The sequence below is a fragment of the Bradyrhizobium sp. 153 genome (assembly GCF_023073835.1).
In the GTDB taxonomy this organism is placed as follows: domain Bacteria; phylum Pseudomonadota; class Alphaproteobacteria; order Rhizobiales; family Xanthobacteraceae; genus Bradyrhizobium.
On record NZ_JADPKH010000120.1, the window covers coordinates 67,415 to 87,676 of the forward strand.

The 20,262-nt window shown below is 61.1% G+C and carries 31 protein-coding genes and 1 pseudogene; 20 read left to right on the forward strand and 12 right to left on the reverse strand.

Annotated features, from left to right (window positions below):
• Positions 1-5 precede the first annotated feature (5 nt).
• From IVA91_RS28015 to IVA91_RS28080, 14 genes are all read left to right on the forward strand, one after another.
• A complete protein-coding gene (locus tag IVA91_RS28015) occupies positions 6-473 on the forward strand; it encodes a hypothetical protein (RefSeq protein WP_247459663.1) in 468 nt (155 codons plus the stop codon).
• 228 nt (positions 474-701) lie between these two features.
• Positions 702-914, forward strand: a complete 213-nt coding sequence (locus IVA91_RS28020) for a hypothetical protein (RefSeq protein WP_247459665.1) — start codon at positions 702-704, stop codon at positions 912-914.
• Between the two features lie 5 nt (positions 915-919).
• Complete coding sequence (locus tag IVA91_RS28025; protein ID WP_247459667.1) at positions 920-1,264, forward strand: hypothetical protein; 345 nt, start codon at positions 920-922, stop codon at positions 1,262-1,264.
• Positions 1,265-1,359: 95 nt separating this feature from the next.
• A complete protein-coding gene (locus IVA91_RS28030) occupies positions 1,360-1,503 on the forward strand; it encodes a hypothetical protein (RefSeq protein ID WP_247459669.1) in 144 nt (47 codons plus the stop codon).
• A gap of 120 nt (positions 1,504-1,623) precedes the next feature.
• A complete protein-coding gene (locus IVA91_RS28035; RefSeq protein ID WP_247459671.1) occupies positions 1,624-1,857 on the forward strand; it encodes a hypothetical protein in 234 nt (77 codons plus the stop codon).
• 3 nt (positions 1,858-1,860) lie between these two features.
• Positions 1,861-2,574: a SprT-like domain-containing protein gene (locus tag IVA91_RS28040; protein ID WP_247459673.1), complete on the forward strand. Its 714-nt coding sequence runs from the start codon at positions 1,861-1,863 to the stop codon at positions 2,572-2,574.
• A 23-nt stretch (positions 2,575-2,597) separates the two neighbouring features.
• Positions 2,598-3,020: a hypothetical protein gene (locus IVA91_RS28045; protein ID WP_247459675.1), complete on the forward strand. Its 423-nt coding sequence runs from the start codon at positions 2,598-2,600 to the stop codon at positions 3,018-3,020.
• Positions 3,021-3,420: 400 nt separating this feature from the next.
• Positions 3,421-3,633, forward strand: coding sequence for a helix-turn-helix domain-containing protein (locus IVA91_RS28050; RefSeq protein WP_247459676.1), 213 nt, complete (start codon positions 3,421-3,423; stop codon positions 3,631-3,633).
• Positions 3,633-4,070, forward strand: a complete 438-nt coding sequence (locus IVA91_RS28055) for a hypothetical protein (RefSeq protein ID WP_247459678.1) — start codon at positions 3,633-3,635, stop codon at positions 4,068-4,070. Before IVA91_RS28050 ends, IVA91_RS28055 begins: the two co-directional genes overlap by 1 nt.
• Before the next feature lie 498 nt (positions 4,071-4,568).
• A complete protein-coding gene (locus IVA91_RS28060; protein ID WP_247459680.1) occupies positions 4,569-5,099 on the forward strand; it encodes a hypothetical protein in 531 nt (176 codons plus the stop codon).
• Positions 5,099-5,587, forward strand: a complete 489-nt coding sequence (locus IVA91_RS28065) for a hypothetical protein (protein WP_247459682.1) — start codon at positions 5,099-5,101, stop codon at positions 5,585-5,587. The genes IVA91_RS28060 and IVA91_RS28065 overlap by 1 nt, the downstream gene beginning before the upstream one ends.
• Positions 5,588-5,625: 38 nt before the next feature.
• Entirely contained in the window at positions 5,626-5,766 is a 141-nt protein-coding gene (locus IVA91_RS28070; protein ID WP_247459684.1) for a hypothetical protein, read from the forward strand.
• Positions 5,766-6,161: a hypothetical protein gene (locus IVA91_RS28075; RefSeq protein WP_247459686.1), complete on the forward strand. Its 396-nt coding sequence runs from the start codon at positions 5,766-5,768 to the stop codon at positions 6,159-6,161. Before IVA91_RS28070 ends, IVA91_RS28075 begins: the two co-directional genes overlap by 1 nt.
• Positions 6,158-6,370 (forward strand): hypothetical protein, encoded by a 213-nt coding sequence (locus tag IVA91_RS28080; protein ID WP_247459687.1) that lies wholly within the window; start codon positions 6,158-6,160, stop codon positions 6,368-6,370. The genes IVA91_RS28075 and IVA91_RS28080 overlap by 4 nt, the downstream gene beginning before the upstream one ends.
• On the opposite strand, the gene IVA91_RS28085 is transcribed toward IVA91_RS28080, so the two are convergent.
• The 7 genes and pseudogenes from IVA91_RS28085 to IVA91_RS28115 form a co-directional block, all read right to left on the reverse strand.
• Positions 6,367-6,612 (reverse strand): hypothetical protein, encoded by a 246-nt coding sequence (locus IVA91_RS28085; RefSeq protein ID WP_247459689.1) that lies wholly within the window; start codon positions 6,610-6,612, stop codon positions 6,367-6,369. The two genes, IVA91_RS28080 and IVA91_RS28085, sit on opposite strands and share 4 nt — an antisense overlap.
• Positions 6,613-6,687: 75 nt before the next feature.
• Positions 6,688-6,861, reverse strand: a complete 174-nt coding sequence (locus IVA91_RS28090) for a hypothetical protein (RefSeq protein WP_247459691.1) — start codon at positions 6,859-6,861, stop codon at positions 6,688-6,690.
• Between the two features lie 3 nt (positions 6,862-6,864).
• Positions 6,865-8,112 carry a site-specific integrase gene (locus tag IVA91_RS28095; protein WP_247459693.1) on the reverse strand — a complete coding sequence of 416 codons (1,248 nt, stop codon included), beginning with the start codon at positions 8,110-8,112 and terminating at the stop codon, positions 6,865-6,867.
• Between the two features lie 182 nt (positions 8,113-8,294).
• A pseudogene (locus IVA91_RS28100) lies at positions 8,295-8,591 on the reverse strand (LLM class flavin-dependent oxidoreductase); the annotation flags it as partial.
• A complete protein-coding gene (locus tag IVA91_RS28105; RefSeq protein WP_247280379.1) occupies positions 8,588-9,541 on the reverse strand; it encodes a sulfonate ABC transporter substrate-binding protein in 954 nt (317 codons plus the stop codon). The gene IVA91_RS28105 and the pseudogene IVA91_RS28100, both read right to left, overlap by 4 nt.
• A gap of 37 nt (positions 9,542-9,578) precedes the next feature.
• Positions 9,579-10,529, reverse strand: coding sequence for a sulfonate ABC transporter substrate-binding protein (locus tag IVA91_RS28110; protein WP_247280380.1), 951 nt, complete (start codon positions 10,527-10,529; stop codon positions 9,579-9,581).
• 372 nt (positions 10,530-10,901) lie between these two features.
• Positions 10,902-12,068, reverse strand: coding sequence for a cytochrome P450 (locus IVA91_RS28115; protein WP_247280381.1), 1,167 nt, complete (start codon positions 12,066-12,068; stop codon positions 10,902-10,904).
• A 332-nt stretch (positions 12,069-12,400) separates the two neighbouring features.
• Between IVA91_RS28115 and IVA91_RS28120 the strand changes: the two genes are divergently transcribed.
• The gene (locus IVA91_RS28120; RefSeq protein ID WP_247280382.1) at positions 12,401-12,592 is read left to right on the forward strand and encodes a hypothetical protein; all 192 of its coding nucleotides are present in this window, start codon (positions 12,401-12,403) and stop codon (positions 12,590-12,592) included.
• A gap of 139 nt (positions 12,593-12,731) precedes the next feature.
• Here the strand turns inward: IVA91_RS28120 and IVA91_RS28125 are convergent, their stop codons facing one another.
• Entirely contained in the window at positions 12,732-13,154 is a 423-nt protein-coding gene (locus IVA91_RS28125; protein WP_247280383.1) for a hypothetical protein, read from the reverse strand.
• Positions 13,155-13,337: 183 nt separating this feature from the next.
• Here IVA91_RS28125 and IVA91_RS28130 point away from each other — a divergent pair, with 183 nt between their 5' ends.
• Positions 13,338-13,547: a hypothetical protein gene (locus IVA91_RS28130; protein ID WP_247280384.1), complete on the forward strand. Its 210-nt coding sequence runs from the start codon at positions 13,338-13,340 to the stop codon at positions 13,545-13,547.
• Positions 13,548-14,024: 477 nt separating this feature from the next.
• Here IVA91_RS28130 and IVA91_RS28135 read toward each other — a convergent pair whose 3' ends face one another.
• Positions 14,025-14,525, reverse strand: coding sequence for a nuclear transport factor 2 family protein (locus IVA91_RS28135; RefSeq protein WP_247280385.1), 501 nt, complete (start codon positions 14,523-14,525; stop codon positions 14,025-14,027).
• A 402-nt stretch (positions 14,526-14,927) separates the two neighbouring features.
• The gene (locus IVA91_RS28140) at positions 14,928-15,407 is read right to left on the reverse strand and encodes a nuclear transport factor 2 family protein (protein ID WP_247280386.1); all 480 of its coding nucleotides are present in this window, start codon (positions 15,405-15,407) and stop codon (positions 14,928-14,930) included.
• 118 nt (positions 15,408-15,525) lie between these two features.
• Here IVA91_RS28140 and IVA91_RS28145 point away from each other — a divergent pair, with 118 nt between their 5' ends.
• Positions 15,526-16,416, forward strand: a complete 891-nt coding sequence (locus IVA91_RS28145) for an AraC family transcriptional regulator (RefSeq protein ID WP_247280387.1) — start codon at positions 15,526-15,528, stop codon at positions 16,414-16,416.
• Between the two features lie 232 nt (positions 16,417-16,648).
• Here IVA91_RS28145 and IVA91_RS28150 read toward each other — a convergent pair whose 3' ends face one another.
• The gene (locus IVA91_RS28150) at positions 16,649-16,942 is read right to left on the reverse strand and encodes a hypothetical protein (RefSeq protein WP_247280388.1); all 294 of its coding nucleotides are present in this window, start codon (positions 16,940-16,942) and stop codon (positions 16,649-16,651) included.
• 329 nt (positions 16,943-17,271) lie between these two features.
• A complete protein-coding gene (locus tag IVA91_RS28155) occupies positions 17,272-17,721 on the reverse strand; it encodes a DUF4440 domain-containing protein (RefSeq protein ID WP_247280389.1) in 450 nt (149 codons plus the stop codon).
• Between the two features lie 323 nt (positions 17,722-18,044).
• On the opposite strand from IVA91_RS28155, the gene IVA91_RS28160 reads away from it, so the two are divergent.
• From IVA91_RS28160 to IVA91_RS28170, 3 genes are all read left to right on the forward strand, one after another.
• Positions 18,045-18,632, forward strand: a complete 588-nt coding sequence (locus tag IVA91_RS28160; protein ID WP_247280390.1) for a hypothetical protein — start codon at positions 18,045-18,047, stop codon at positions 18,630-18,632.
• Positions 18,633-18,918: 286 nt separating this feature from the next.
• A complete protein-coding gene (locus tag IVA91_RS28165; protein ID WP_247280391.1) occupies positions 18,919-19,437 on the forward strand; it encodes a GNAT family N-acetyltransferase in 519 nt (172 codons plus the stop codon).
• The gene (locus tag IVA91_RS28170; RefSeq protein ID WP_247280392.1) at positions 19,434-20,183 is read left to right on the forward strand and encodes a class I SAM-dependent methyltransferase; all 750 of its coding nucleotides are present in this window, start codon (positions 19,434-19,436) and stop codon (positions 20,181-20,183) included. Before IVA91_RS28165 ends, IVA91_RS28170 begins: the two co-directional genes overlap by 4 nt.
• Positions 20,184-20,262: the final 79 nt, after the last annotated feature.

Below are 20,262 nucleotides of genomic sequence, written 5' to 3' on the forward strand. Positions count from 1 at the left end.
AGCTAGTGCAAGAGTACAACCGACTCGCCAAAATCCGGAACGTTCCGCCGCTCAAGGGGTGGAAGGGTTCGCGCGTCAAGCTCTTTGAACTTGTCTCCATTCTCCGCACCGTGCGCCCCGGCGCCGAAGTGCCACCCCCGCCCGCGCCGCTGCAACGTCGCTCGCGCGGTACGCCCATTCGCGCCGCGCTTGTGGAAGCGCTGATGGTCATCACGCATTACGTGGAGCGCGACACCGGCAAGGTGGTCTCCTTCAGCGAAGCCAAGAACCGCGACCGCAAGACCTTGCTTTCCGTCGGGCTCCCCTACGTCGAATGCTTGGCGCGCGTGAGGGAGAAGCACCCCGGGTGCAAGACCACGTTGGGCGCGCTGCGGATCGCCGCGCTTCGCGCCCGCAACGGGCTAGACGGTTTCCAAGTGTTCCAGCTTCCGCAGAAGCGCCCTCACCGCAAGAGCAAGCCCCATGTCAGCTAGACTCCTACTCGCGGGCGCTGCGCTCGCGTTCGCCCTCGCGCTCGCATCGTGCGGCCTTGATCGCGGCCGGTGCCTTCAATCGCACCGCGAGCGCTACACGTGGTTGATGCCCATTCAAGTGGGCTCCACACCGTGCGGCAATGGATGCTCCGTTCCGCTCTACACGTACATTCCCATGGAGGACGAGCACGACGTTTGCGACCGCTGGGAATTCCCGGAGGGCCGCAAATGAAAAGCTTTTTGTCCGGCGCTGTCTTCGCGGCCGTCATTCTCGCGTGCGTGTGGTTCGATCACCGCACCGAGTACGCCCGGCACCTCCGGGCCACGAACGCCGTCACTGCGGAGCAAGTCGCCCGCGAGGGCATGACCGACCGCGAGTTCTACGCACGCAACCCGAAGCACTTTCCCACCGAAGCAACCTCCACCCACAAGAAGGACTGAAGACCATGCAAGACCCCCGCGACATCAACCCCGCTCTGATGGGCGGCGAACTCCCACCGCCGTCAATGTCGGCGGAGAACATCGCGGCCGTTAAGGCCGTCACCGACAACCCGCGCGCTATGCTTCTAATGAGCGTGGACAACGCCGTGTCCGAGTCCGGGCTCAACGCCGAACAGCAAGCGGGCGTCCTTTTCGCCGCGTGCGCGCTCGCCGTGCGCCGGTTGATCGAAGCCAACGACACCGGCAACGCCGAACGCAACCGCGTCATTCGCCACAAGGTCCGCAAGGCCGCGGTGGGGGAGTTCGAGTCCAAGCTCCGGACCTACTGCACCCCGTTAACTACCCGTTAACGGACTCATTTTTTAAAACGGGAGCCTCCTTTTTGGAATTGACTCCCGTTTTTCAAATCGGGTATCGTCCTTTTCAGAAACAGGGACCCCGCCCCATGTACGTCATTCAAGCTTTCAACGGTCTTGTGTGGAGCACGATTTCCAAGCCTCGCGCGGAGAACGTGCAGCGCGCCCGCCTCTTGGTGCTGGCGAAAGTCTGCCCCGGCGCCAAGCTCCGGTTGGCTTTGCTGGCGCCGTGAGCGCCGACGACATCGTGTTGGAGATGGCCCGCTTTGAGCGGGAATGTCTCCAACGGATCGCCGCGAAGCTCGCGGCTCGCAACGAAGGCCAAGCCTTCAAAGACATTGGAGAGTCCAACTATGAACGACGCGCGGCGCAAGGCCATCAACGACGCCATATCGAAGCTTGAAGAAGCGAAGGCCGAACTAGAGACGGCGCGCGACGAAGAACAAGAGTATTACGACAACATGCCCGAAGCCTTCCAGAATGGCGAGAAGGGCGAGAAGGCTTCCGACGCCGTGTCGAAGCTTGAAGACGCAATCAACGACTTGGACAACGCAATCAGCCTCGCGCAAGAAGCGGTGGAGGGCTAAGCCATGGCTCGCGTCACGGCCCTGAAGTCCACTCAAGTGCGCGCCGCGAAGACCGGCGCCAATCCGCAGCAAGCGAAGCGCCCGGACCCGACCGCGAGCACGTACCCGCTTTTGCAAGCGGCCTATGAATTCTTCAACGCACGACTCTTTGAAGACAAGCTCCCGTATTGCCTTCTCACCCTTCAGCGGCACAAGGGCTCATACGGCTACTTCGCGGCGGGCCGCTTCGCATCGCGCGACGGCAAGCACAGCACCGACGAAGTGGCTTTGAACCCGCAGCACTTCGGCGAGCGCACCGACAAGGACACGCTTTCGACTCTCGCGCACGAACAAGCCCACGTGTGGCAACAGCACTTTGGCAAGCCTCCTAGCGGCGTCTACCACAACAAGGAGTGGGCCGCGAAGATGAAGGAGATTGGACTCCACCCCTCCACCACCGGCAAGCCCGGCGGCAAGGAGACGGGGCGGCAGTGCTCCCACTACATCATTCCCGGCGGCGCATATGACAAGGCGTGCGACGAATTCTTGGCCAAGCACGGCACGGCGCTTTACGTCGAAGCGTGGCGCGAGGGCGAGGCGGAGAAGAAGAAGCGCGAGAAGAAGAACGCCAGCAAGACCAAGTACACGTGCGCGGGCTGCGAGGCGAACGCGTGGGCCAAGCCGGGCGTGCATCTCATTTGCGGTGAGTGCTCCGAAGACATGGAGCCCGCGACGTAGCGGCAACTAGGGGAGACTTTGGGATGAACATCGAATTAGTGGCGATTCCGGGGAGCAAGGGCGACAAGGACATTATGCGCGGCGCCGTGCGCTGGGGCAGCGTGTGCCGCTCTTCGCATGGCGTCTACCGCCTCAAGGACGCGTCCGGGCACGAACTGCCCTACCGCATTCGGCCGGGCAAGGACTCCTTCACGGTCCACGACGCGATTGACGACGCCATTTTGCGGCGGTTGATGCGCGACCCGGCCGAACTCAAAGCTGAAGCCCGTGCGCGGCGTCTTGAAGTCCGGTCCGCCTTCGCGCGGGCCGAACGCGAAGAGCGCGAGGCCATGGACGCCCGCGCCGCTCGCATCATCAAGACGCTTCCGGCGCCGCTCGCACACCCCACAGCCGCCAGCTTGCACCGCGCCATTGTGGACGCGATGCGCTGGGCGCAAACCATCTAGGAGTCAAACATGCGTAGTCGTTTTGGATTCTTGGCGGGCCTTGCCGCCGTCGCTGCGTTGGGCCTTGGCGGCCCTTCGCACGAAATCGTCCGGCGCTCGCGCCCGGTGTCAAAGCGCAAGTCGTACTTGGACGGCGGGCAGCACCCACGGGGCAACCGGGAGACGCGCCGCGCGAATCCCGAACACCGCGCCGACAAGAAGCACCGGCTGAAGGGCTTGCGCCCATGATCCGCTTGCGCGTGGAGTGGCTTTATCAAATCCACGCGCCGCACTTTTGCGCGGGCGTCGTCGTGCGTGACGGCCGCGTTACCGCAGCGGCGCCCATCGTTAGGTGGGCCATCGGCAAGAACTGGCGATGGTGCCGCGACTATTTCGACGGAAGGAATTGGAGCTACCAACTATGTTAGATCACAACGTGGATTTGTCCGGGGTGCCGTTCGAAGAGCGGAGCTTCGGAGTCAAGGCGGCCTGCAAACTGCTAGACATTAAGGAGTCGTTCTATTTCGAACTGATCGCCGCCGGGGAAATCGACACCTACAAGTCGGGGCGCTCGCGCAAGATCACCGGCCGCGCAATCAACGCCTACCGCAGCAAGTGCGAGGAGGCCGCGTAATGGCAACGAAGCTTTGTGTTGTGTGCAGCCAACCCTTCGAAGCATTTAACGGCGCGAAGGCGTGCCCCGGCGAGTGCCGCTCAAAGATTAAGCGCAAGCGGGACGCGCTCAAATGTAAGCGGTGGCGCGAGAACAATCCCAAAAGACACGCGGCCCGGATTCGACGGTGGCGGGAAGAGAATCGCGAGCGCGACGCAGCCAACGCTAAACGGAGCCGCCAAAAGAACTATGAGCGAAACGAGGCCCGCACCAAACGTTGGCGCGAGGCGAACCGCGAGCGTTACATGGGCTGCATCAAACGGGCTAACAAGCGCGTGGGAGACGCCATTGCCATCGTATCGAAAATTGCGCCGGGAGCGCTTCCGGTATCCGCCGTTGACCGGAACGCGCGTCGCCGCATTGCCTACCACATCGCCAAAACCTGCAAGCTGGTCTGAAGGAGGCAGCGCAATGGCAACGAAGCTTTGTGTTGTGTGTAGCCGGCCCTTCACAGTGCGAGGGGCCGCGAAGACGTGCTCGCGCCCCTCTTGCCGCACTACGTTAAGGGACGCTAGAAAAAAGCGCTGGCGGGAGAACAACCGCGAGCGCGCGAGGGCCGCCGTCAAGCGTTGGTGTGAGAACAACCGCGAGCGCAAGGCGGCCAATAATAAGCGTTGGTATGAGAACAACCGCGAGCGCGCGGCGGCCAACGATAAGCGTTGGTATGAGAACAACCGCGAGCGCAAGGCGGCCCACAGTAGGCGTTGGCAAGAGAACAACCGCGAGCGCGTGGCGGCCCAAAGTAGGCGTCGGCAAGAGCGGGTGAGCGCCGCAGTTCGCATCGTCAAAGCAATTGCGCCGCATTCGCTCCCGCGCGCCTCCGTGGACCGGGAGGGGCGCCGCCGGATCGCCTACCACATCGCCAGAGCCTGTAACTTAATCTAGGAGCCCATACCATGAAGACGCTTAAAGACCCTATGGTGATTCTCTCCAACGTTGCGAAGAGCAATCACGGTGAGACGCCAAAGACCATCCGGGCCGCCGCCCGTGTTGAGTTCAACATCGCACCGGACACGTACGCCGAAGCCTTTTTCAACGATTGGTTTGACCGCAACTTCGCGCGGGTCGCGGTGAGGGTTGACCGCCGTTCGGGCTCCGTCGTCGCTGTGGTCTCCAAGGCCCCGGCGGCTACGGCCGCGCCCCGCACGGCGCCCCAGCGCGCAACACCCGAAGAGAGGAAGCGGCGCGAGGAAGAGCGCGACGCAGCCGTGCAGCGCTTCTACCGCGAAGGCGTCTTGAACATGAAGTTAGGGAACGGCAAGCGTGTCTTCGAATGCACCGGCCGCGAGCTTCGCACCTTCGGCGGGTGGCTCTTTGACATCGCCAAGGGCTTGCGGGACAACGAAGTGTTGGGCAATCGGATGTCCCACGAAGAAGCGCAACGCGTCTTTGAGCGGCACCACGCGAACAAGAGCAAGGTGGCGTGATGCCGAAGCCTCAATCACGCGCCGCGTGCGGCAAGCGGCTCGCTGAAGTCATGTCTGAAACGCGGGCCGAAGTTGAGCGCCGGGGCAAGCTGGACGTTTTGCGGAGCGCCGCCGGGCCGGACCCCTTCGTGGGCAACCTCTCGCAAGTCGGCTTGGCGCTGCGCTTCGACGTGGCCGCGTCCACCATTCGGCGGCGCGGCGAGCTTGTCACCGGATTCGTGTCCAGCGCGGAAGGCGTGTGGCGCGAGACGTGGAAGCGTACGAAGCAAAGCAACGGGTGGCTATGCTATGATCGCGTGCGGGTCGAAGGGCACCCACGGCTCCGCGAGCCTTGCCCGCACCAAATCATCTTCAAGGCCGCGATGCGCCGGGGCAAGCCGGAGTTGATCTTTGTCGCCGTTCTTGACCAACACGGGCGGGAGATGCGCGACGACGAATTGGGATGGCTTGCCGACGGGGACCACGAAGCCTTGGAGCTTCAGCCATGAAATGCGTTCAAGTCGTCGGGCAGGGAATCCCGCACCGCATGCGCGACCACGACGCCGCGCAACTTGTCGCCGAAGGCGACGCGGAGTATTGTTCTAAGAGCGTGTGGAAGGAGTTCCACGACAACAACGCGGACGAAGCCTTCCGGGCGCGCCGCGCAAGTCATGGGCGGATTGGCTGATGACCACAACGGACAACGATTCCAAGATCACCGAAGCCGACTTCTCCGCAATTGAAGCGCGCGTGTTGCTCCACCGGGTTGCAGACTTGGAGCGCGCCTTGCGCTTCTACGCGGACCCGACGCGCTACAACGGCCCCAATCAACACATCAAGGGCGACCCCGACGAATACCAGCCGAAGGACGCGGCCTATTTGCTAGACGTGACGCGCGACGGCGGCAAGATCGCCCGCGACGCGCTGGACGGCCACTTTATGGCGAACCCCGGCGACGTGGACCCGGCCGCCGGGCGTCGGTGGAGCGGCCGGACCACATATGGCGGGAAGCTCACCGATGACGCCGCGCAAAGGCGCACCGCCCTAGAGTGGGAAGCCGACGCCCTGAAGCAAGGCAAATGATTCCAATAGACACGCGACGGTGGGAGCGCGAGCACGGCCGCAAGCCCACCGGCCGCCAGTTCTGGACCTTCCGCATCATCTCGCCCCGGATCACGGCGAAGGATTTTGAGTTCACCACCGAAGAGGCGATGACGTACCCGGCGGCGTGCAAGGTTGCGCGAGAGAAGGCGGCCTTGCGCAAATCCGACCAAATCGTGTTGCTGGCCTAGCGGCAACCCATCGCGGCTTGCTGGTAGGTGCACCGACCCGGCGCGTTTGACTTCCACTCCGATTGCACCGTGACGTTGCCGCGATAGTCTTTGCCGGTGGTGATGGTGTAGGTGCCAGCGCTTGACGTGGAAGTGGTCGTGGTGCCGCCCTGCCAATTTTTCCGCGAAGTCGTCGTAATGGTCGAATCCGCGAGAGCCGAAGAGCCGGAGGCGATCAGAAGGGCGAGAGCAAGGGCGCGCATGGTATGAACTCCAAAGGTTGCAAGAGCACCGTAGCGCACGCGGCCTAATCGCCCCTTCTCCCGTCCGTTACATTTTTAGCCATCGCGCTCCGCGCTCGCGATCCGCTTCGCCTCTTCCACGGCGTCGTCCCGCGATACCCGCCCGTTGATTGAACGGCGCCCGGGGTCGTCGTCAAAATAGATGAACGTAGACACCCGCACTTCGATGCTCTCTTCATGCGGGATGATGCGCACCACCTTGTTGCCCATAGCTCACCCGGCCGCCGCGAGCTTCAAGACGTTGGACTCGCCTTCGACGTAGCGGCCCCATGCCTCCATAAGCTCGCGCCGCTTCTTGAGCGCGGTGCCACGGCGATAGGCTCGCTCCACTTCGTCGCCCACCTTGTGGGCTAGGGCCATCTCCGCGACTTCGCGCGGGAAGTGGGTTTCGTCGCCCGCCCAATCACGGAAACTGGACCGGCACCCGTGCGCAGTCATTGCAGGGTAGACTTTTTGCAGCGCGTGGAGCACGGCGTTCGGCCCCAGCGGCTTCTTGTGATCGCGGGAGCCCCGCCCGGCAAACACATAGGCGTCGGGCTCCAAGTCCTTCGGCATCACCGCGCGCAAGATCGCGACGGCGCGAGCGCACAACGGCACTTCGTGCGGCTTGCCTTCCGGGTGGTCTTCCGTCTTCATCCTCTCCGGCGGGACGGTCCAAAGCGCGTCCTTGAAATTAATTTCGCGCGCTCGCATGAAGCGCGCTTCGCCGGTCCGCACCGCCGTCAAGATGATGAATTCGGCGGCCCGGTTCACGGCGGTGTCGGCGCCGTCGTGCTTCGTACGGAGCGCGGCCACAATGGCGGGCACGTCCTTATAGGGCGCGGCCTTGTGGTGCCGCTTCGACTTCTTCGCCTTCGGCAGCAACGGCTTTAGCGCCTTCCACTCCGCCGGGTTGCGGCCGCTGCGGAGGCCGTTGGAATCGGCGGCGTCTAGCACGCGCTCAATGCGGCTTCGGGTCTCTCGCGCCGTGCGGTTGGTGGTGAGCCACAGCGGCGAGATGACGGCCAACACGTCGTTAGTGGTGATGTCGGCGAGCGCCTTTCCGCGGAGCGATTTGGCGTGCACCTCCAACTCCCGCTTCCAATCGCGGTGTGTGTTCCGCCCCTTGAAGCCCGCCTTGATCGATTCCAAGAAGGCGTCCGCGTATTCGCCGAAGGTGATTCCCGCGTTCGCTCCGGCCTTCCGGATCGCCGCCGGGTCCTTGCCCTCATGGAGCAACCCACGGAAGCCTTCAGCGCGCTTGCGGGCGTCCCCTAGGCTCACGCCACCCTTCCGGGCTGCGGAGCCTAGGCCAAGCTCCTTGCGCTTCCCCGTGCCCCGCTCCTTGTAAATGAAGAGCCATGAGCGGGCGCCGCCGGTCCCCACCGCGAGGTAGAGGCCGCCGCCGTCGCTGTGGTAGCCGGGCGTTGAGATGGTTTCCGCTTCCTTCGCGGAGAGCTTGTGCAACTGTCGTCGGGCCATGTGCCAGTCACGCCTTTCTTCCCCACCTTTTTCCCCACCTTTGGCGCTGGACTGCGGCACTTTCGGGGGTTGGGCGGTGGTGCGTGGCGGAGTCTATAACCGGGAAAACCGTTAATTACAACAAGAGGTTGGCGCGCAATCGTGGCTTCTGGCGGATCACCGCGGAATCCCACCACCACCGGCATGCGTGCGGCCACGCTCGGCGATTGCAGGCCCGGACGAACGGCCACGAGATAGCGCAGCCGCTCGGTGAACGGCGCCACTGAGGAGGCAACGATCCAGGAATCCTCGCAAGACCGCCCCGTCGGCAGCAGCACGCCGAAATAGCCGAGCTGATCGGCGGCCTGGGCGATCTGGCGCAGATAGTTGAAATTGACCTCACGGCCGCCGATGCCGGTGCCGAGATAGCGGCCGTCGCCGTGGGTCGGCAGAAACCAGAGGATGTTGGCGTTCGCTTGCTTACTCATGGTGTTGCTCATGATCCTGGTTTCCGAGCCAGGTCGGAAATCTTGATGGATTTGGGGATCAGGCCCAGCGCGAAGAACGCGTCGGCAACCTGCTGCTGGTCGGCGATGACGGCATCGGTGATCGGCTTGACGCCGTAGGCCTGCCGCTTCAGCGCCACTTCGACCACGGGGACCGACAAGCCGATCGACGGCGCGAGCTGCTCGGCCACCGCATGGATGTCGCCCCTGGCCCAGTCGTCGACCGCGCTCAGCTCCGTGAGCACGGTGTCGACGATCTTCGGGTTGGCTTCGAGGAATTTCTTGGAGGAGAAATAGAACTGGTAGTTGGCGACGATGTCGGTGCCGTCGGCCAAGGTGCGCGCACCGGTGGCCGCTTCCGCTGCGGCCTGGAATGGATCCCAGATCACCCAGGCATCGACCGCGCCGCGCTCGAACGCGGCGCGTGCATCGGCCGGCGCCAGGAACACCGGCTCGACTTCCGAATATTTGACACCCGCCTTCTCCAGCGCCTTGACCAGAAGATAGTGGACGTTGGAGCCCTTGTTCAGCGCGACCTTCCTGCCCCTGAGGTCGGCGACCGACTTCAGCGGGCTGTTCCTCGGCACCAAGATCGCTTCGCCCTTCGGCGCCGGCGGCTCATAGGCGACATACTGGATCGGGGCGCCGGCGGCCTGCGCGAAGATCGGCGGAGCTTCGCCGGTGTTGCCGAAGTCGATTGCGCCGACATTGAGCGCTTCGAGCAGCGGCGGACCGGAGGGGAATTCGGTCCACACCACCTTGTAGCCATCGGCGGCGAGCTTCGGTTCCAGCGTGCCCTTGCTCTTGAGCAGCACCAGCTTGCCGTATTTCTGATAGCCGATGCGGATCACCTTGTCCTGCCCGTAGGAGGTGCCGACCGCGGCGGCGACGATGCCGATCGACAGCACGATGGCCGCGATCAGACGCTGAATGATACGCCTCATGTTCAAACCTTTTGAAATGGGAGAGTGGTGGGCACGATCAGGCTGCCGGGTTGCGCCAGACGATGTCGCGGATGACGATCGGCTTCGGGATCAGGCCGAGCTTATGAAAGCGGTCGGCGACGCCCTGCTGGGTCGCGACGATGTCGTCGGTGACGGGGCCGACCACGAAGTTCGCGCGGTTGGCGGCGACGGTCTGGATGTCCAGCGGGACGCCGGTGATCGCGGCAAGCGATTTGGCGACCTCGTCGCGGTGCTGCTCGGCCCAGTTACCGGCCGCGGTCGTCACATCGACGATCTGTTGCAGGACCACTCCGTGGTTCTTCGCGAACTCGCGGTTCGCGATGTAGAAGGAGTTGGTCTTGGTAACCTCGCGCGAATTGATCAGGATGCGGCCGTTCTGCTTGGTCTCACCGATCGCGAAATACGGATCCCAGATCGCCCAGGCCTCGATGCTGCCATTGGCAAAGGCGGGGCCCGCGTCCGGCGGGGTCAGATAGACCGGGGTGATGTCAGCATAGGTGAGCCCCGCCTTCTCGAGCGTCTGCACCACGACGTTGTGCGCGCTGGACCCCTTGGTGAAGCCGATGCGCTTGCCCTTCAAGTCGGCGATCGTGCGGATCGGGGACTCCTTCGGCACCAAGATGCCCTGGCCGTTGGTGATGGGTTGGCCGGCGGCATAGACGATCGCGGCGCCCGCTGCCTGGGCGAACACCGGCGGCGAGTCCCCGACCGAACCAAAGTCCAGGCTGCCGACGTTCATCGCCTCCATCATCGGCGGGCCCGAGGAGAACTCGATCCATTTCACCTCGATGCCTTGCGGAGAAAAATGTTTCTCCAGGGCGGCCTGCTGGCGCGCGATGACGAGCACGCCGGTCTTCTGGTAACCGATGCGAATTTCCTTCACTGCGCCTTGCGCATTGGCGCGCGAGACGAAGGCAGCAGCGGCTGCAGTTCCGGCAGAGAGTTTCAAGAAGTCGCGACGATGCATTCCAAGCTCCCGGCCGCGTGCGGCCGTCATTCATTCAGGTCTCGTGAATGATGGGGCGCGCTACGAAAGCTGTCGAGACGCTCAGGAAAATAGCGATGCGAACACTGCGCGTGCGGCGAAGCGCGTGATTAATCTTTCAAGCGGCGGAGCGAATGAAGATGGAATTTTTCTGCACGCGGATGTGAAGGCCGCGCGGGTTCGGTCTCGAGACTCGCGGCCGGAACCAAAACCGCAAAAACAACCCCATGCACAGTAGCCAGGGCGTGCGAAAACAATGACTTACGCATTATCCGAAGTTCGTTTGACTCGTCGGGCAAAACAGGAGCAAGATGGCATCATGGCGGGGCTCGGGATGGAGGGGCCCCGGCCGACCTAATGAAGCCAATTGACCGGCAAATTCTGCAGGCCGCGGAACGCCCAGCCGACGATCCGCACCTCCTCGTCATCGGCGATCTCGAGCTGCCCCGCGCGCGCGAACACGGTCGGCAGCGCGACGTCGGCGATCATGGCGCGCGAGGCCCAGGCGCCGGCGCAGAAATGCGGACCGGCGCCGAAGGCGACGCTCTTGGATGTGTCTCGTCTCACGTCGAACTGGTCGGCGCGCTCAAAATGCTTCTCGTCGCGATTGGCCGAGCCGAACATCAGGAACACGCGCTCATCGAGCTCGAATGACACGTCGCGGATGCTCCACGGCTTTGCGATGCGCCGCGGCGACATGCCGATCGGCGAAATCCAGCGGGCATATTCCTCGAACGCTTGCAGCCAGGACACTTCGCCCTTGCGCACGAGATTGAGCTGCTCGGGATGGGTCAGCAGCGCCCATACCGTGCCGGCGATGGCCTTGCGCGGCTCGTTCTGGCCGCCGGAGATCGCGAGTTTCACATTTGCGCGCACGCTCTCCATCGGCATGCCGGAGGCGAGGAGCACGCCGAGAATGCTCTGGTCCGGATGCTTGCGCATCACCGGCAGGATGTCGTCGATCGCGGCATCGATGCCCGACGTCGCGGCGTGGCAGCGCGCCTCGATCGCGGGATCGCCGGCATAATTGGCGATGCCCTCGATCATGCCCTGCGACCACGCATCCATGTCCTGAAAGCCGATATTGGTGAGGCCGGTGATCGACTTCAGGCACTCGCCGGAGAAGGGCAGCGCGAAATCGCGCATGAGGTCGATCCGTCCCGGTTCGATGCGATCGATGATGCGGTCGGCATGGGCCTGGAACTGCGCGGTCCAATGCGCCTTCACCGTCTTCGGCGACACCGTCGGAAACATGGCGCGGCGCTCGACCTGGTGCGCCTCGCCGTCCTTTCGCATCATGTTATGGCCCATCAGCCGGTTCATCAGACCTGCGGGCTGGTGCGAGGAGAACACGTCGATCTGCTTCTCGGAAATCGAGATGTCGTCGCGGCTCGTCAGCAACGTCGAGCCGAGCTGCGGCACGAAGGCAATCGGCGCCTCCTTGCGCATTGTCGCGAGCATCGGATAGGGATCGGCCCAGAATGCGGCCGGGTCGATGTCGATGCGCGGCGCGGTGCTCAAACTTCGCTCCCTTGCTATGTGCCTGCCAAGGTTAGCGCCTTCAGGAGCCGCCGTCTGTCCCCAGCGATTGGGACAGGCGGCCTCAGGACGTGTCTTCAAGAGTCGAGTACGCGCGGGTGCGATGGCGAAGCCCGCATTGTCCACAACATCGGACATAAGCGAATGTTCGTTGAGGGCCAAAAGCGGGACTAGTTTAATGCTCTGCATTTCGAGTTGCAGCGCCAGCGGACCTTCAGGCCGATATGATCTAACCGCAAAGGAAGACAGACTCGACTTGGCCACGCGCTTTCCAATAGGCTTCTCCTTTCCAATTATAACTAGCGGGGAGCGAAATGGCTGAAAGAATCAATGTCGAGGTTACCGGCAAATCGCAGTTTGAAGTCGCCTACGACATGGCGAGATACATACTAATCAATATGGAAGGTCGTCAGGTGAAGAGCATAAAGCGGCAAGAGCTCTTGCATTTGGTAGCTGACTGCATCGAGACCTTGCGCGGCATCAAGGTCAGGGAGATTATCAGCTAAAGGCTTGCACTCCTGCAGCGACCGTCCACCCGCATTTCGCAAAATTTCGTGGGCGGCCTTGGAGAGCGCTTTCGGTCGAGACAGCTATGGGTCCATGAGCCGACATCGCTCAATCAAGCGGCGGTACTTATCAGGCTCCTTAGCGGCCGTAGGGGAAGCAGCGATTGCGATCGAGTGTGAGACCGAAATGTGCTCCCAGTGCAGCGATGGCCGCGTCTTGCTGAGGATAGGGATCGGCATTGGATGCGGCAACGATGATGATCCGGAACCCGCCGCGATCCTTGCCGCCGGGTGGCAGCATCGCTGTAGTCAGTGCATTGCCCTCCCTGTCGCGCAGCGTGAGGAAAAGCGGCATCTCTCGCTGTACATGGGCCTCGAGGCCGATGTCGCGCTCGATCGCGTTGGGCCGCTCGGGACGCCAGGACTCGACTGCCTTCTCCCGCTCGCGGCGGAAATATTTCTCAACTGTGTGGTCCATCAGGCGCGACTCATGCATCGCTTCACCTTCCGTCTCGATACGGAACCAGGTCTTGCCCTTCGGTGCGTCGCAAACATACTGCATTTCGCCCGTCCTGCGATCGCCGCAATTCTAGGGCGGCGGGCCTGTAAAGCCAATATGAGACTGGCTCCCGTGTATAGAGCTTCACGATCAGAGGGGCTAAGAGTTCTTGATTGGACGTTGAAGTTCTAGTGAGCCCAAACAATACTAGGTCGATCGGAATAATCCTCTTCAAGGAGCTTCCAGATGCCTGACATAAGGGAAAAGCAACGCGAAGCCCGCCGGAAGATCATTCGCCAATGGGCGAAGCTTCCGAAGGATAAACGCCAGTCTTTGGAGGGGATTTCTGAATTCGCCAGGACCGCCGCTCAGCAGAACGAGAACGCATTCATTCGCAGTCGTCGCGATCCGTATCAGAAGATCATGGGATGGCTATTGCCGCGTGCTCATCTCTGAACGAGTGAATCCTCTGCACATCCTTCCAAGACGAAACCGGGTTCTTCAGCTTGACCCCGTGTGGCGAACAGCCCGCACGATTTAGGGAGCAAACCATGCATCTTGTCGCAACGACATTGAGCGCGATTTTGTGAATCCGATCAGGCGACGCCCGATTTCCGTTTAGGGTCAACCGCGCCAGTTTTCGCCCGATCTCTATCAGCTCCGGTGGCATGGAGGTGATAGGCGCATTTCGTCGCGTAGGGCCAGACTCGGTCCTGCAGGGCTGTACTTGCTGCAGTCCGGTCTTCACTAAAAGCTGATCCTCGGTCCGATCAAGGAGCCGCGCTATCCCGTCATTTTTCGAGAGGGGAGGCCCCTTGGTCTCACGCAGCGGACGCGAGTCGGCTTCCGTGGCCGACAGACCTACGTTTCAGTTGCTGCCTCCGCCCGTTTGGGCGCGAAAGCCGGTCACGACGAACTTCTCTCGGGTAGGCGCTATTTTCCACTCGGCGCGTTCCCCGTTGTAGTCGCCGTGGTCCCCGCTTGTTGCGGCTGCGGCGGCGGTGCCTTAGGAGCCGACGTCAGCATACGAATTTTCCATTGCCCATTCTCACGAACATCAAGAGCAGTCCAAATCGCGTTTATTTCTAGGGGATCGCCTTTCTCACTCTTTCCAGTAATGTGAGCTTCGCCAGTTGACAGAGCCATGTTTTCTGACAATGGCTGAACTTCGGTCACCTTTACCTCGAGGCGATTAAGTCCAGCTTTGAAACCGTCCTCATAAAACTTGGTATTATCGGGCTCAATTCCATTCTGAGTAACACGCAGGTAGTTCTTCGTATAAAGTGCCGTAATCCCGGCAGCATCTTGTTTGTTGAAGTGCTGCTCGTATGCTGAAGCCATCTTCCCAATTTCCTCCTTGAGATTTTGATCTGCTGCAGTAGCAGGAATTGCTGACAGCAATAATGAGAAACATACAGCTCCAAATGTGCGCATGATGTTAGCTCCCTGCTGTTGATGCCTCCCTAGAATAGAGGATGGAGACGAGGCTTACCTCCGTCCTCCTAAGCAACGCCGATCACGCGGTCGCCCGGTTTCGAGGAACAGGTCCTGTCAGTATTACGGTTGGTACACCTCGGGCGCACTAGCGCCGACCTGACTCATCCTGATGATCGCGAAGTGACGTTGGCTCCTGCGCCAATATAGCTCAACACAGCGATGTCGGCCATGGGGTCACATGCTGAAGCGTAGAGACTTCACAGCCCTAATCCGCTCTCCACCTGAAAGGAGACGGTCGTTGAATGGTCGGGCGAGGCAGCTACGGACCAAGGACAGTCGCCAACCTACCTCGCTTTCAGATTGTTCCGCTCCCTGTAACTGAACTTGGGCTTGCATAGGTCAGTGTGGAACGCGCGAGGTCGTGTGCAGGACCATTAGCCAGCGGCCGCCGCTCATTTCGAATATGTTCGTGGTCAAAGCCATGAAGGTTGCGGCCTCGCCGGTTTTCAGTTTGCCTCGAATCTCCTCGAGACCTACGACCCAGGCGACGTTTTCATTGATGCGAATTTGCGGGTCCTGCATCGACACCGAGATTTCGGCAAAGCGGTCAAACGTCGCTTCCCAACTCTGCCTCACAGCGGCCCAGCCGATGATCGGCGTTTTGCTTGCAGGATGAACCGCGACCACATGTGGTTCGTGCGCCCAGATCATGTCCATCGCCGCGATGTCACGCGCAGACAATGCCTCATCGAAGGCGTGATTGGCGGATGTGATCGCCGCGCTCTCCGTGCCGGCTGCGGCGCTTGGCGCGGGCGGGCTGAGCGCGAGGGTGATGAAACTGAGTGTTGCGGCAATCATACGGATCAGCTTGTTCGGCATGGTGAAGCCCTCCTTGTGCATACGAGAGCGTGCCGTATCGCATTGCGCATAGCTAGGTCAGTCTGGTACCGTCAGATGATCAAAATCGGACAGTCGGCCATGCGGCGCGAGATTCCTGATGAAGCCCATTGAAGGGGTCCACTACTTCAACAGGCGCTTCCCAAAATTGGGAATCGAGCCGCTCGCGTTGTCGGAATTGTTCAGGCGCGTGCCGCCCGATCATTTTGACCACCCGCAACGTCCTGCCTTTCATCTTTTGATGCTATTCTCATCGGGGGCGACGACGCATTTCCTCGACTTCGAGCGTTTGCGCTGCACGGCGGGGACGCTTCTGCATGTTCGCCCAGGCCAGGTGCAGCAGTTCGTGCCCGGCGCAGAGGTGGAGGCAACGGTCGTTCTCTTTACGCCCGAGTTTGTCCTGCCCGATGAGGCGGCGAACCATCCGCTGGTCCGGGGCTCGGCGCTCGATCATGCGGCGGCAAGTGGAGCGATCAACCTCGATGCGGATTCATACGGGCGAGTTTGCGCCGGGTGTGCCGCGATAATTGATGAGTACAAATGTAGCGATGGCTCGACGACCTGCGCAAACATCTTGCAGCACCAGCTTCACGTCCTGCTCTTGCAGATCGCTCGCTGCTCGGACCGGCACGAAGCTCCGTTGCTCTCGAGTTATCATCGGACAGTCCGGCACTTTCTCACGGAGGTCGAAGCCCACTTCATGCGGACGCGCCGTGTCGAAGACTATGCCGACAGGCTCGGCTGTTCAACCAAAGCGTTGCGTCGCGCCTGCGTTGCGGTGCGTGGTCTTCCGCCCAAGATGATGATCGAGGAGCGCGTGATCCTCGAGGCGAAGCGGCTTATTGCGTACACACCGTGGCCTATCGAGGCCATTGCCGAGACCGTCGGATTCGGCGAGGCAACGAACTTCGTGAAATTTTTTTGTCACCATGCAGGGATGACTCCATCGAAATTCCGGATGCGGTTTCCAGGCCGTAGCCGACCGGAATAAAAAAGGTACCAGACTGGCACCTGAGCATTCAACAAAAGAAGTCCAATGTCCGGTCAGGGTCAAAGACGGCCTTGGCCAGCTTGCATGACCCTGTTCGGGTCACCTTCAGGAAGTAGACCTCGCGGCGCTCTGAGCTAAGGGCCCGGACACCAACAGGACGATGCCAAAGACATGACAGCTTGTCAGTTGTCATAGTCCGGCGCGTTTTAGCCTTGCATTGATCCCCGCTACCTCAATCCATCCCGCCAATGACGCCAAGAAACGAACCGCCGAAGAAAGAGGTAACAAGCATCATGAGATAGGTCGTCGCGGTGGGACCAAGTTCTGGCTCGTGTTGAAAATGATGAAATCCGAGCAGCCCCAGCAGACAAAACCCCGCGCAGATTGTCGGCCAAAGCGCTCGCCGCCGTGCTGCGAGCCGCTGGGCCGGGGTAGCCCACTGAGGCTGGGATAGATTTCTGGATCGACGAAGCGATACCGCGGCACTCACGACGACGACGATCAGACAGGCAGTGAGGAAGTACATCAGACACTATCCTTAACGCCAACCGTGGGCATCTCGAAGGCCATAGGCCGAGCCAATAGCGTGAATTAATTGCCACAATCCTAAAGCGATAGAGAAAAACGTCACTCGCATCGGAGTGCTAAGCGTTCGGCTCAGCTCCCGAAACGGGACTTCGCAGCCGTCTGAGCAAAGGTCAGCGACGGGCCAAGAGGCGACATTAAAGATTCTGCTTGGACACCGCAGGGACGCATTCGGCGTGTCAATCGATCCAGAGAGATCGCAACGCCGCGCGAAAACGTGATCTCGCTGTCCAGCAAGAGAAGTGCAACTTGAAGCGCGATGTAGCGGACTTATTTTGGTGGCGGACTGTCAGCGTTCCAAGTGTCGCGCCAGTAGAGCCATTTGCCGCCGACCTTTTTCGATACTGACAGGAACTTGCCGGTCTCGACCACATTCCCTGCCTTGTCCTTGATCGTATAGGAGCCCGAAGACCAGCCCAGGTTGCCGTTTGCGCCGCCATCCTGTTTGTCGGCGAAACTGAACACAAGGCCGGCCTTGGCTGCTTCCGACGACATGTTCGCCAGGAAGGTGCGAATGGCGTCGCGACCCGTCACAGCCGGCGCGTTAGGAGGCATCAACACTGCGCGTTCGTCGTACAACTTCGCCATCGTATCGCCGTCGGCGGCCGTGAAGCCTTTTAGCCAGGTCTGATCGGCGGCATGGAGCGCCTTCACTTCCGCCTCTGGTCCGGCAGCCCACGCCGGCAAAGCTACAACGGAGAACATCATGAAGAACGACATGACATTTGCGGCTCGGACTACTGTGCGCATAGTTATCGCTCCGCGTGGCTTACCCGTGCGTTCAGGATAGCACTTCAGGCGCCAGTGGGAAGGCGGTTCCAGCGTCGCATTCCCTGCCTCGGCTTAACGGCGCTGAAAAGCTCCAGGCCTCGCTGCGCAGCTGATGACGCCGCGTGGCGAGGCGGAGTCGAGTGCCCGCAAAGCAGCAATAGATTGGGTGAGTCACATAGAGAAAGGAAATATCCCTGCCATACCTCGGAAGATACGCCCAGTTGGTTTCGGTGTACAGTTCGTGCGGTTGCCCACTTTGCAGGAGGTAAGCCATGAACAGGTTCTATGCTCTCGCGTCGGTTGGGTTCTGCGTAGCTTCGGCAGCGCTCGTCACGTCGGCATCGGCTCTTCCAACGGAGGAAATCCCGAAGACCGAACCAGAGTACATCGCCAAGGTGAAGACCGCCGCCCCGCCGTCGGTCGTGAATAACGCGACGATCACCATGATGCAGCCGGATGGGTCTTCTAAGACCGTCCAAACCGGATCGAACGGTTTCACGTGCTTTATCGGAAATGACGGAACGCCCGAATGTGATGATCAGAACGCCATGGAATGGCGCAAAGCTCTACAGGCCAAACAGGAGCCGCCGAACAAGATCGGCCTGATTTTCATGCTGGCCGGGGACACCGGCACGAGCAATCATGATCATGCCGAACGGCACACGCACAAGCATTGGGTCCAGACCGGCCCGCACGTGATGATTGTCGGGGGCGCAGCACGTGAGATGCTCAGTCCCTATCCGCGCGATCTGGACGTCAAGGACGCGACCCAGCCTTACGTCATGTTCCCCGGCAAACCCAATGAGCACCTGATGATCCCGGTGCACTCGCAAGAGCTAACCACGGGCAGCGCGCGGTGACGCACGTGGACGCCGCCGTGCCTTCGAGACCAGCGGCACGGCGGCGAACGTCAGCTTGGATGCTCCAATGGCGTAAAGTCGAGTTGATCGGCTGCACGACGACGCACGTTGCAATGTCGGAGTCGGGTCAAAGGCTGCCTTGGCCCGCTCGGATCGCCTTGTTCGGGTCACCTTTAGCAAGCGGATCTCGCGGCGCTCTCAGCTGAGGTCGGCACGAGGCCAGTGGGCGACATTGCAGCGAGGCTGCCCATTGCCACGGGTATCGGCCGTATGCCAAAATCACTGGATGCAAATACGAGAAGCTATACCAGAAGATGCGCCTTCTGCCTGCATTGTGTTGCAGCGATCGATAGCGGAGCTTTGCGGAGCTGACCACCGAAGCGACCCCTCCATCTTGGCACGATGGTTGGGCAATAAGACGCATGAGAATTTCTGTGCTTGGGTCGAACAGACGGACAACTCGGTGCTTGTGGCTGTCGAAAATAACGACATCCTCGCGGTCGGGTCAGTAACCGATGCCGGAACGATTGGCCTCAATTACGTATCGCCCGACGCGCGATTTTGGGGAGTTAGCCGCGCCCTACTGCGGGCGCTAGAAACGCGAGCCGCAGAAAGAGGCAATAACCAGTGTAGCTTGACGAGCACTGAGACCGCGCGCCGATTTTACGTGTCCAACGGCTATGTCGAAAATGGGCCGCCGCTCGGCGGATTTGGGACCAGTTCCGGATATCCCATGACCAAGGCTCTGACGACGTTTGCGCGAGCGGAGGCAAAAGGTCTGGATGGTCCAGAGGGCCCATCATGAGCATCACACGAACGATTGCAGATGCTGTGCCTCTAAATGTCAGCTGGGAAGCCGAGGCCAGTCACTGGATACGATGGGCGCGCGCTCCCGGACATGATAGCTACTGGCGCTTTCACCGAGATCAATTCCTTCATCTGTTGCCTGCGCCCGGACGACAAACGGTAGATATCGGCTGCGGCGAAGGACGGCTAACCCGTGACCTGAAGGGACTTGGGCACAGGGTCGTCGCAATCGACAGTTCGCCGTCTATGGTCGAAGCTGCGCGAGAGTTCGACCCGGCGACGGACGTGCGTTTGGGGGACGCCACGGCGCTACCCCTTGACGACGCCTGCGCGGACTTAGCAATCGCCTTCATGTCACTTCAAGATATCAGCGATATGCCTGCGGCCGTCCGAGAAGCGGCGCGTGTGTTGCAACCGGGTGGCAGATTTTGTGTGGCAATTGTTCATCCGATCAATTCCGCTGGGAGATTCGAACAGGCAAGCGCCGAAGCGCGTTTCATCATCCAGGGCGACTATCTCAGTGCATTTCGATATGCTGACGCGGTCGAGCGTGACGGTTTGGCGATGACGTTCCATAGCGAGCATCGCCCTATCGAAGCTTATTTCTTAGCGCTAGAGAGCGCGGGATTCTTAGTCGAGATGCTTCGAGAGCCATCCCTTCCCGAACATGCCGTCTTGTCCAGTGCTGCCCGACGTTGGCAGCGCATACCCTACTTTCTGCATTTGCGCGCCCTCCGCCAGTAAATGCCCCGATGTCGCTTATGGGACATTTGCACCCACCCGGCCAACCAATAGGACCAAAGTACGCCTGCAATTGTCTATA

Excerpts from the sequence above, each read along its gene's own strand:
- IVA91_RS28050 (WP_247459676.1), top strand. The coding sequence starts at position 3,421 with ATGTTAGATCACAACGTGGATTTGTCCGGGGTGCCGTTCGAAGAGCGG.
- IVA91_RS28110 (WP_247280380.1), bottom strand. The coding sequence starts at position 10,529 with ATGCATCGTCGCGACTTCTTGAAACTCTCTGCCGGAACTGCAGCCGCT.
- IVA91_RS28135 (WP_247280385.1), bottom strand. The coding sequence starts at position 14,525 with ATGCGCACATTTGGAGCTGTATGTTTCTCATTATTGCTGTCAGCAATT.
- IVA91_RS28020 (WP_247459665.1), top strand. The coding sequence starts at position 702 with ATGAAAAGCTTTTTGTCCGGCGCTGTCTTCGCGGCCGTCATTCTCGCG.
- IVA91_RS28160 (WP_247280390.1), top strand. The coding sequence starts at position 18,045 with ATGAACAGGTTCTATGCTCTCGCGTCGGTTGGGTTCTGCGTAGCTTCG.
- IVA91_RS28065 (WP_247459682.1), top strand. The coding sequence starts at position 5,099 with ATGCCGAAGCCTCAATCACGCGCCGCGTGCGGCAAGCGGCTCGCTGAA.
- IVA91_RS28105 (WP_247280379.1), bottom strand. The coding sequence starts at position 9,541 with ATGAGGCGTATCATTCAGCGTCTGATCGCGGCCATCGTGCTGTCGATC.
- IVA91_RS28120 (WP_247280382.1), top strand. The coding sequence starts at position 12,401 with ATGGCTGAAAGAATCAATGTCGAGGTTACCGGCAAATCGCAGTTTGAA.
- IVA91_RS28030 (WP_247459669.1), top strand. The coding sequence starts at position 1,360 with ATGTACGTCATTCAAGCTTTCAACGGTCTTGTGTGGAGCACGATTTCC.
- IVA91_RS28090 (WP_247459691.1), bottom strand. The coding sequence starts at position 6,861 with ATGGGCAACAAGGTGGTGCGCATCATCCCGCATGAAGAGAGCATCGAA.
- IVA91_RS28170 (WP_247280392.1), top strand. The coding sequence starts at position 19,434 with ATGAGCATCACACGAACGATTGCAGATGCTGTGCCTCTAAATGTCAGC.
- IVA91_RS28060 (WP_247459680.1), top strand. The coding sequence starts at position 4,569 with ATGAAGACGCTTAAAGACCCTATGGTGATTCTCTCCAACGTTGCGAAG.
- IVA91_RS28085 (WP_247459689.1), bottom strand. The coding sequence starts at position 6,612 with ATGCGCGCCCTTGCTCTCGCCCTTCTGATCGCCTCCGGCTCTTCGGCT.
- IVA91_RS28140 (WP_247280386.1), bottom strand. The coding sequence starts at position 15,407 with ATGCCGAACAAGCTGATCCGTATGATTGCCGCAACACTCAGTTTCATC.
- IVA91_RS28165 (WP_247280391.1), top strand. The coding sequence starts at position 18,919 with ATGCAAATACGAGAAGCTATACCAGAAGATGCGCCTTCTGCCTGCATT.
- IVA91_RS28075 (WP_247459686.1), top strand. The coding sequence starts at position 5,766 with ATGACCACAACGGACAACGATTCCAAGATCACCGAAGCCGACTTCTCC.
- IVA91_RS28145 (WP_247280387.1), top strand. The coding sequence starts at position 15,526 with ATGAAGCCCATTGAAGGGGTCCACTACTTCAACAGGCGCTTCCCAAAA.
- IVA91_RS28035 (WP_247459671.1), top strand. The coding sequence starts at position 1,624 with ATGAACGACGCGCGGCGCAAGGCCATCAACGACGCCATATCGAAGCTT.
- IVA91_RS28040 (WP_247459673.1), top strand. The coding sequence starts at position 1,861 with ATGGCTCGCGTCACGGCCCTGAAGTCCACTCAAGTGCGCGCCGCGAAG.
- IVA91_RS28155 (WP_247280389.1), bottom strand. The coding sequence starts at position 17,721 with ATGTCGTTCTTCATGATGTTCTCCGTTGTAGCTTTGCCGGCGTGGGCT.
- IVA91_RS28045 (WP_247459675.1), top strand. The coding sequence starts at position 2,598 with ATGAACATCGAATTAGTGGCGATTCCGGGGAGCAAGGGCGACAAGGAC.
- IVA91_RS28025 (WP_247459667.1), top strand. The coding sequence starts at position 920 with ATGCAAGACCCCCGCGACATCAACCCCGCTCTGATGGGCGGCGAACTC.
- IVA91_RS28055 (WP_247459678.1), top strand. The coding sequence starts at position 3,633 with ATGGCAACGAAGCTTTGTGTTGTGTGCAGCCAACCCTTCGAAGCATTT.
- IVA91_RS28095 (WP_247459693.1), bottom strand. The coding sequence starts at position 8,112 with ATGGCCCGACGACAGTTGCACAAGCTCTCCGCGAAGGAAGCGGAAACC.
- IVA91_RS28080 (WP_247459687.1), top strand. The coding sequence starts at position 6,158 with ATGATTCCAATAGACACGCGACGGTGGGAGCGCGAGCACGGCCGCAAG.
- IVA91_RS28150 (WP_247280388.1), bottom strand. The coding sequence starts at position 16,942 with ATGTACTTCCTCACTGCCTGTCTGATCGTCGTCGTCGTGAGTGCCGCG.
- IVA91_RS28130 (WP_247280384.1), top strand. The coding sequence starts at position 13,338 with ATGCCTGACATAAGGGAAAAGCAACGCGAAGCCCGCCGGAAGATCATT.
- IVA91_RS28125 (WP_247280383.1), bottom strand. The coding sequence starts at position 13,154 with ATGCAGTATGTTTGCGACGCACCGAAGGGCAAGACCTGGTTCCGTATC.
- IVA91_RS28070 (WP_247459684.1), top strand. The coding sequence starts at position 5,626 with ATGCGCGACCACGACGCCGCGCAACTTGTCGCCGAAGGCGACGCGGAG.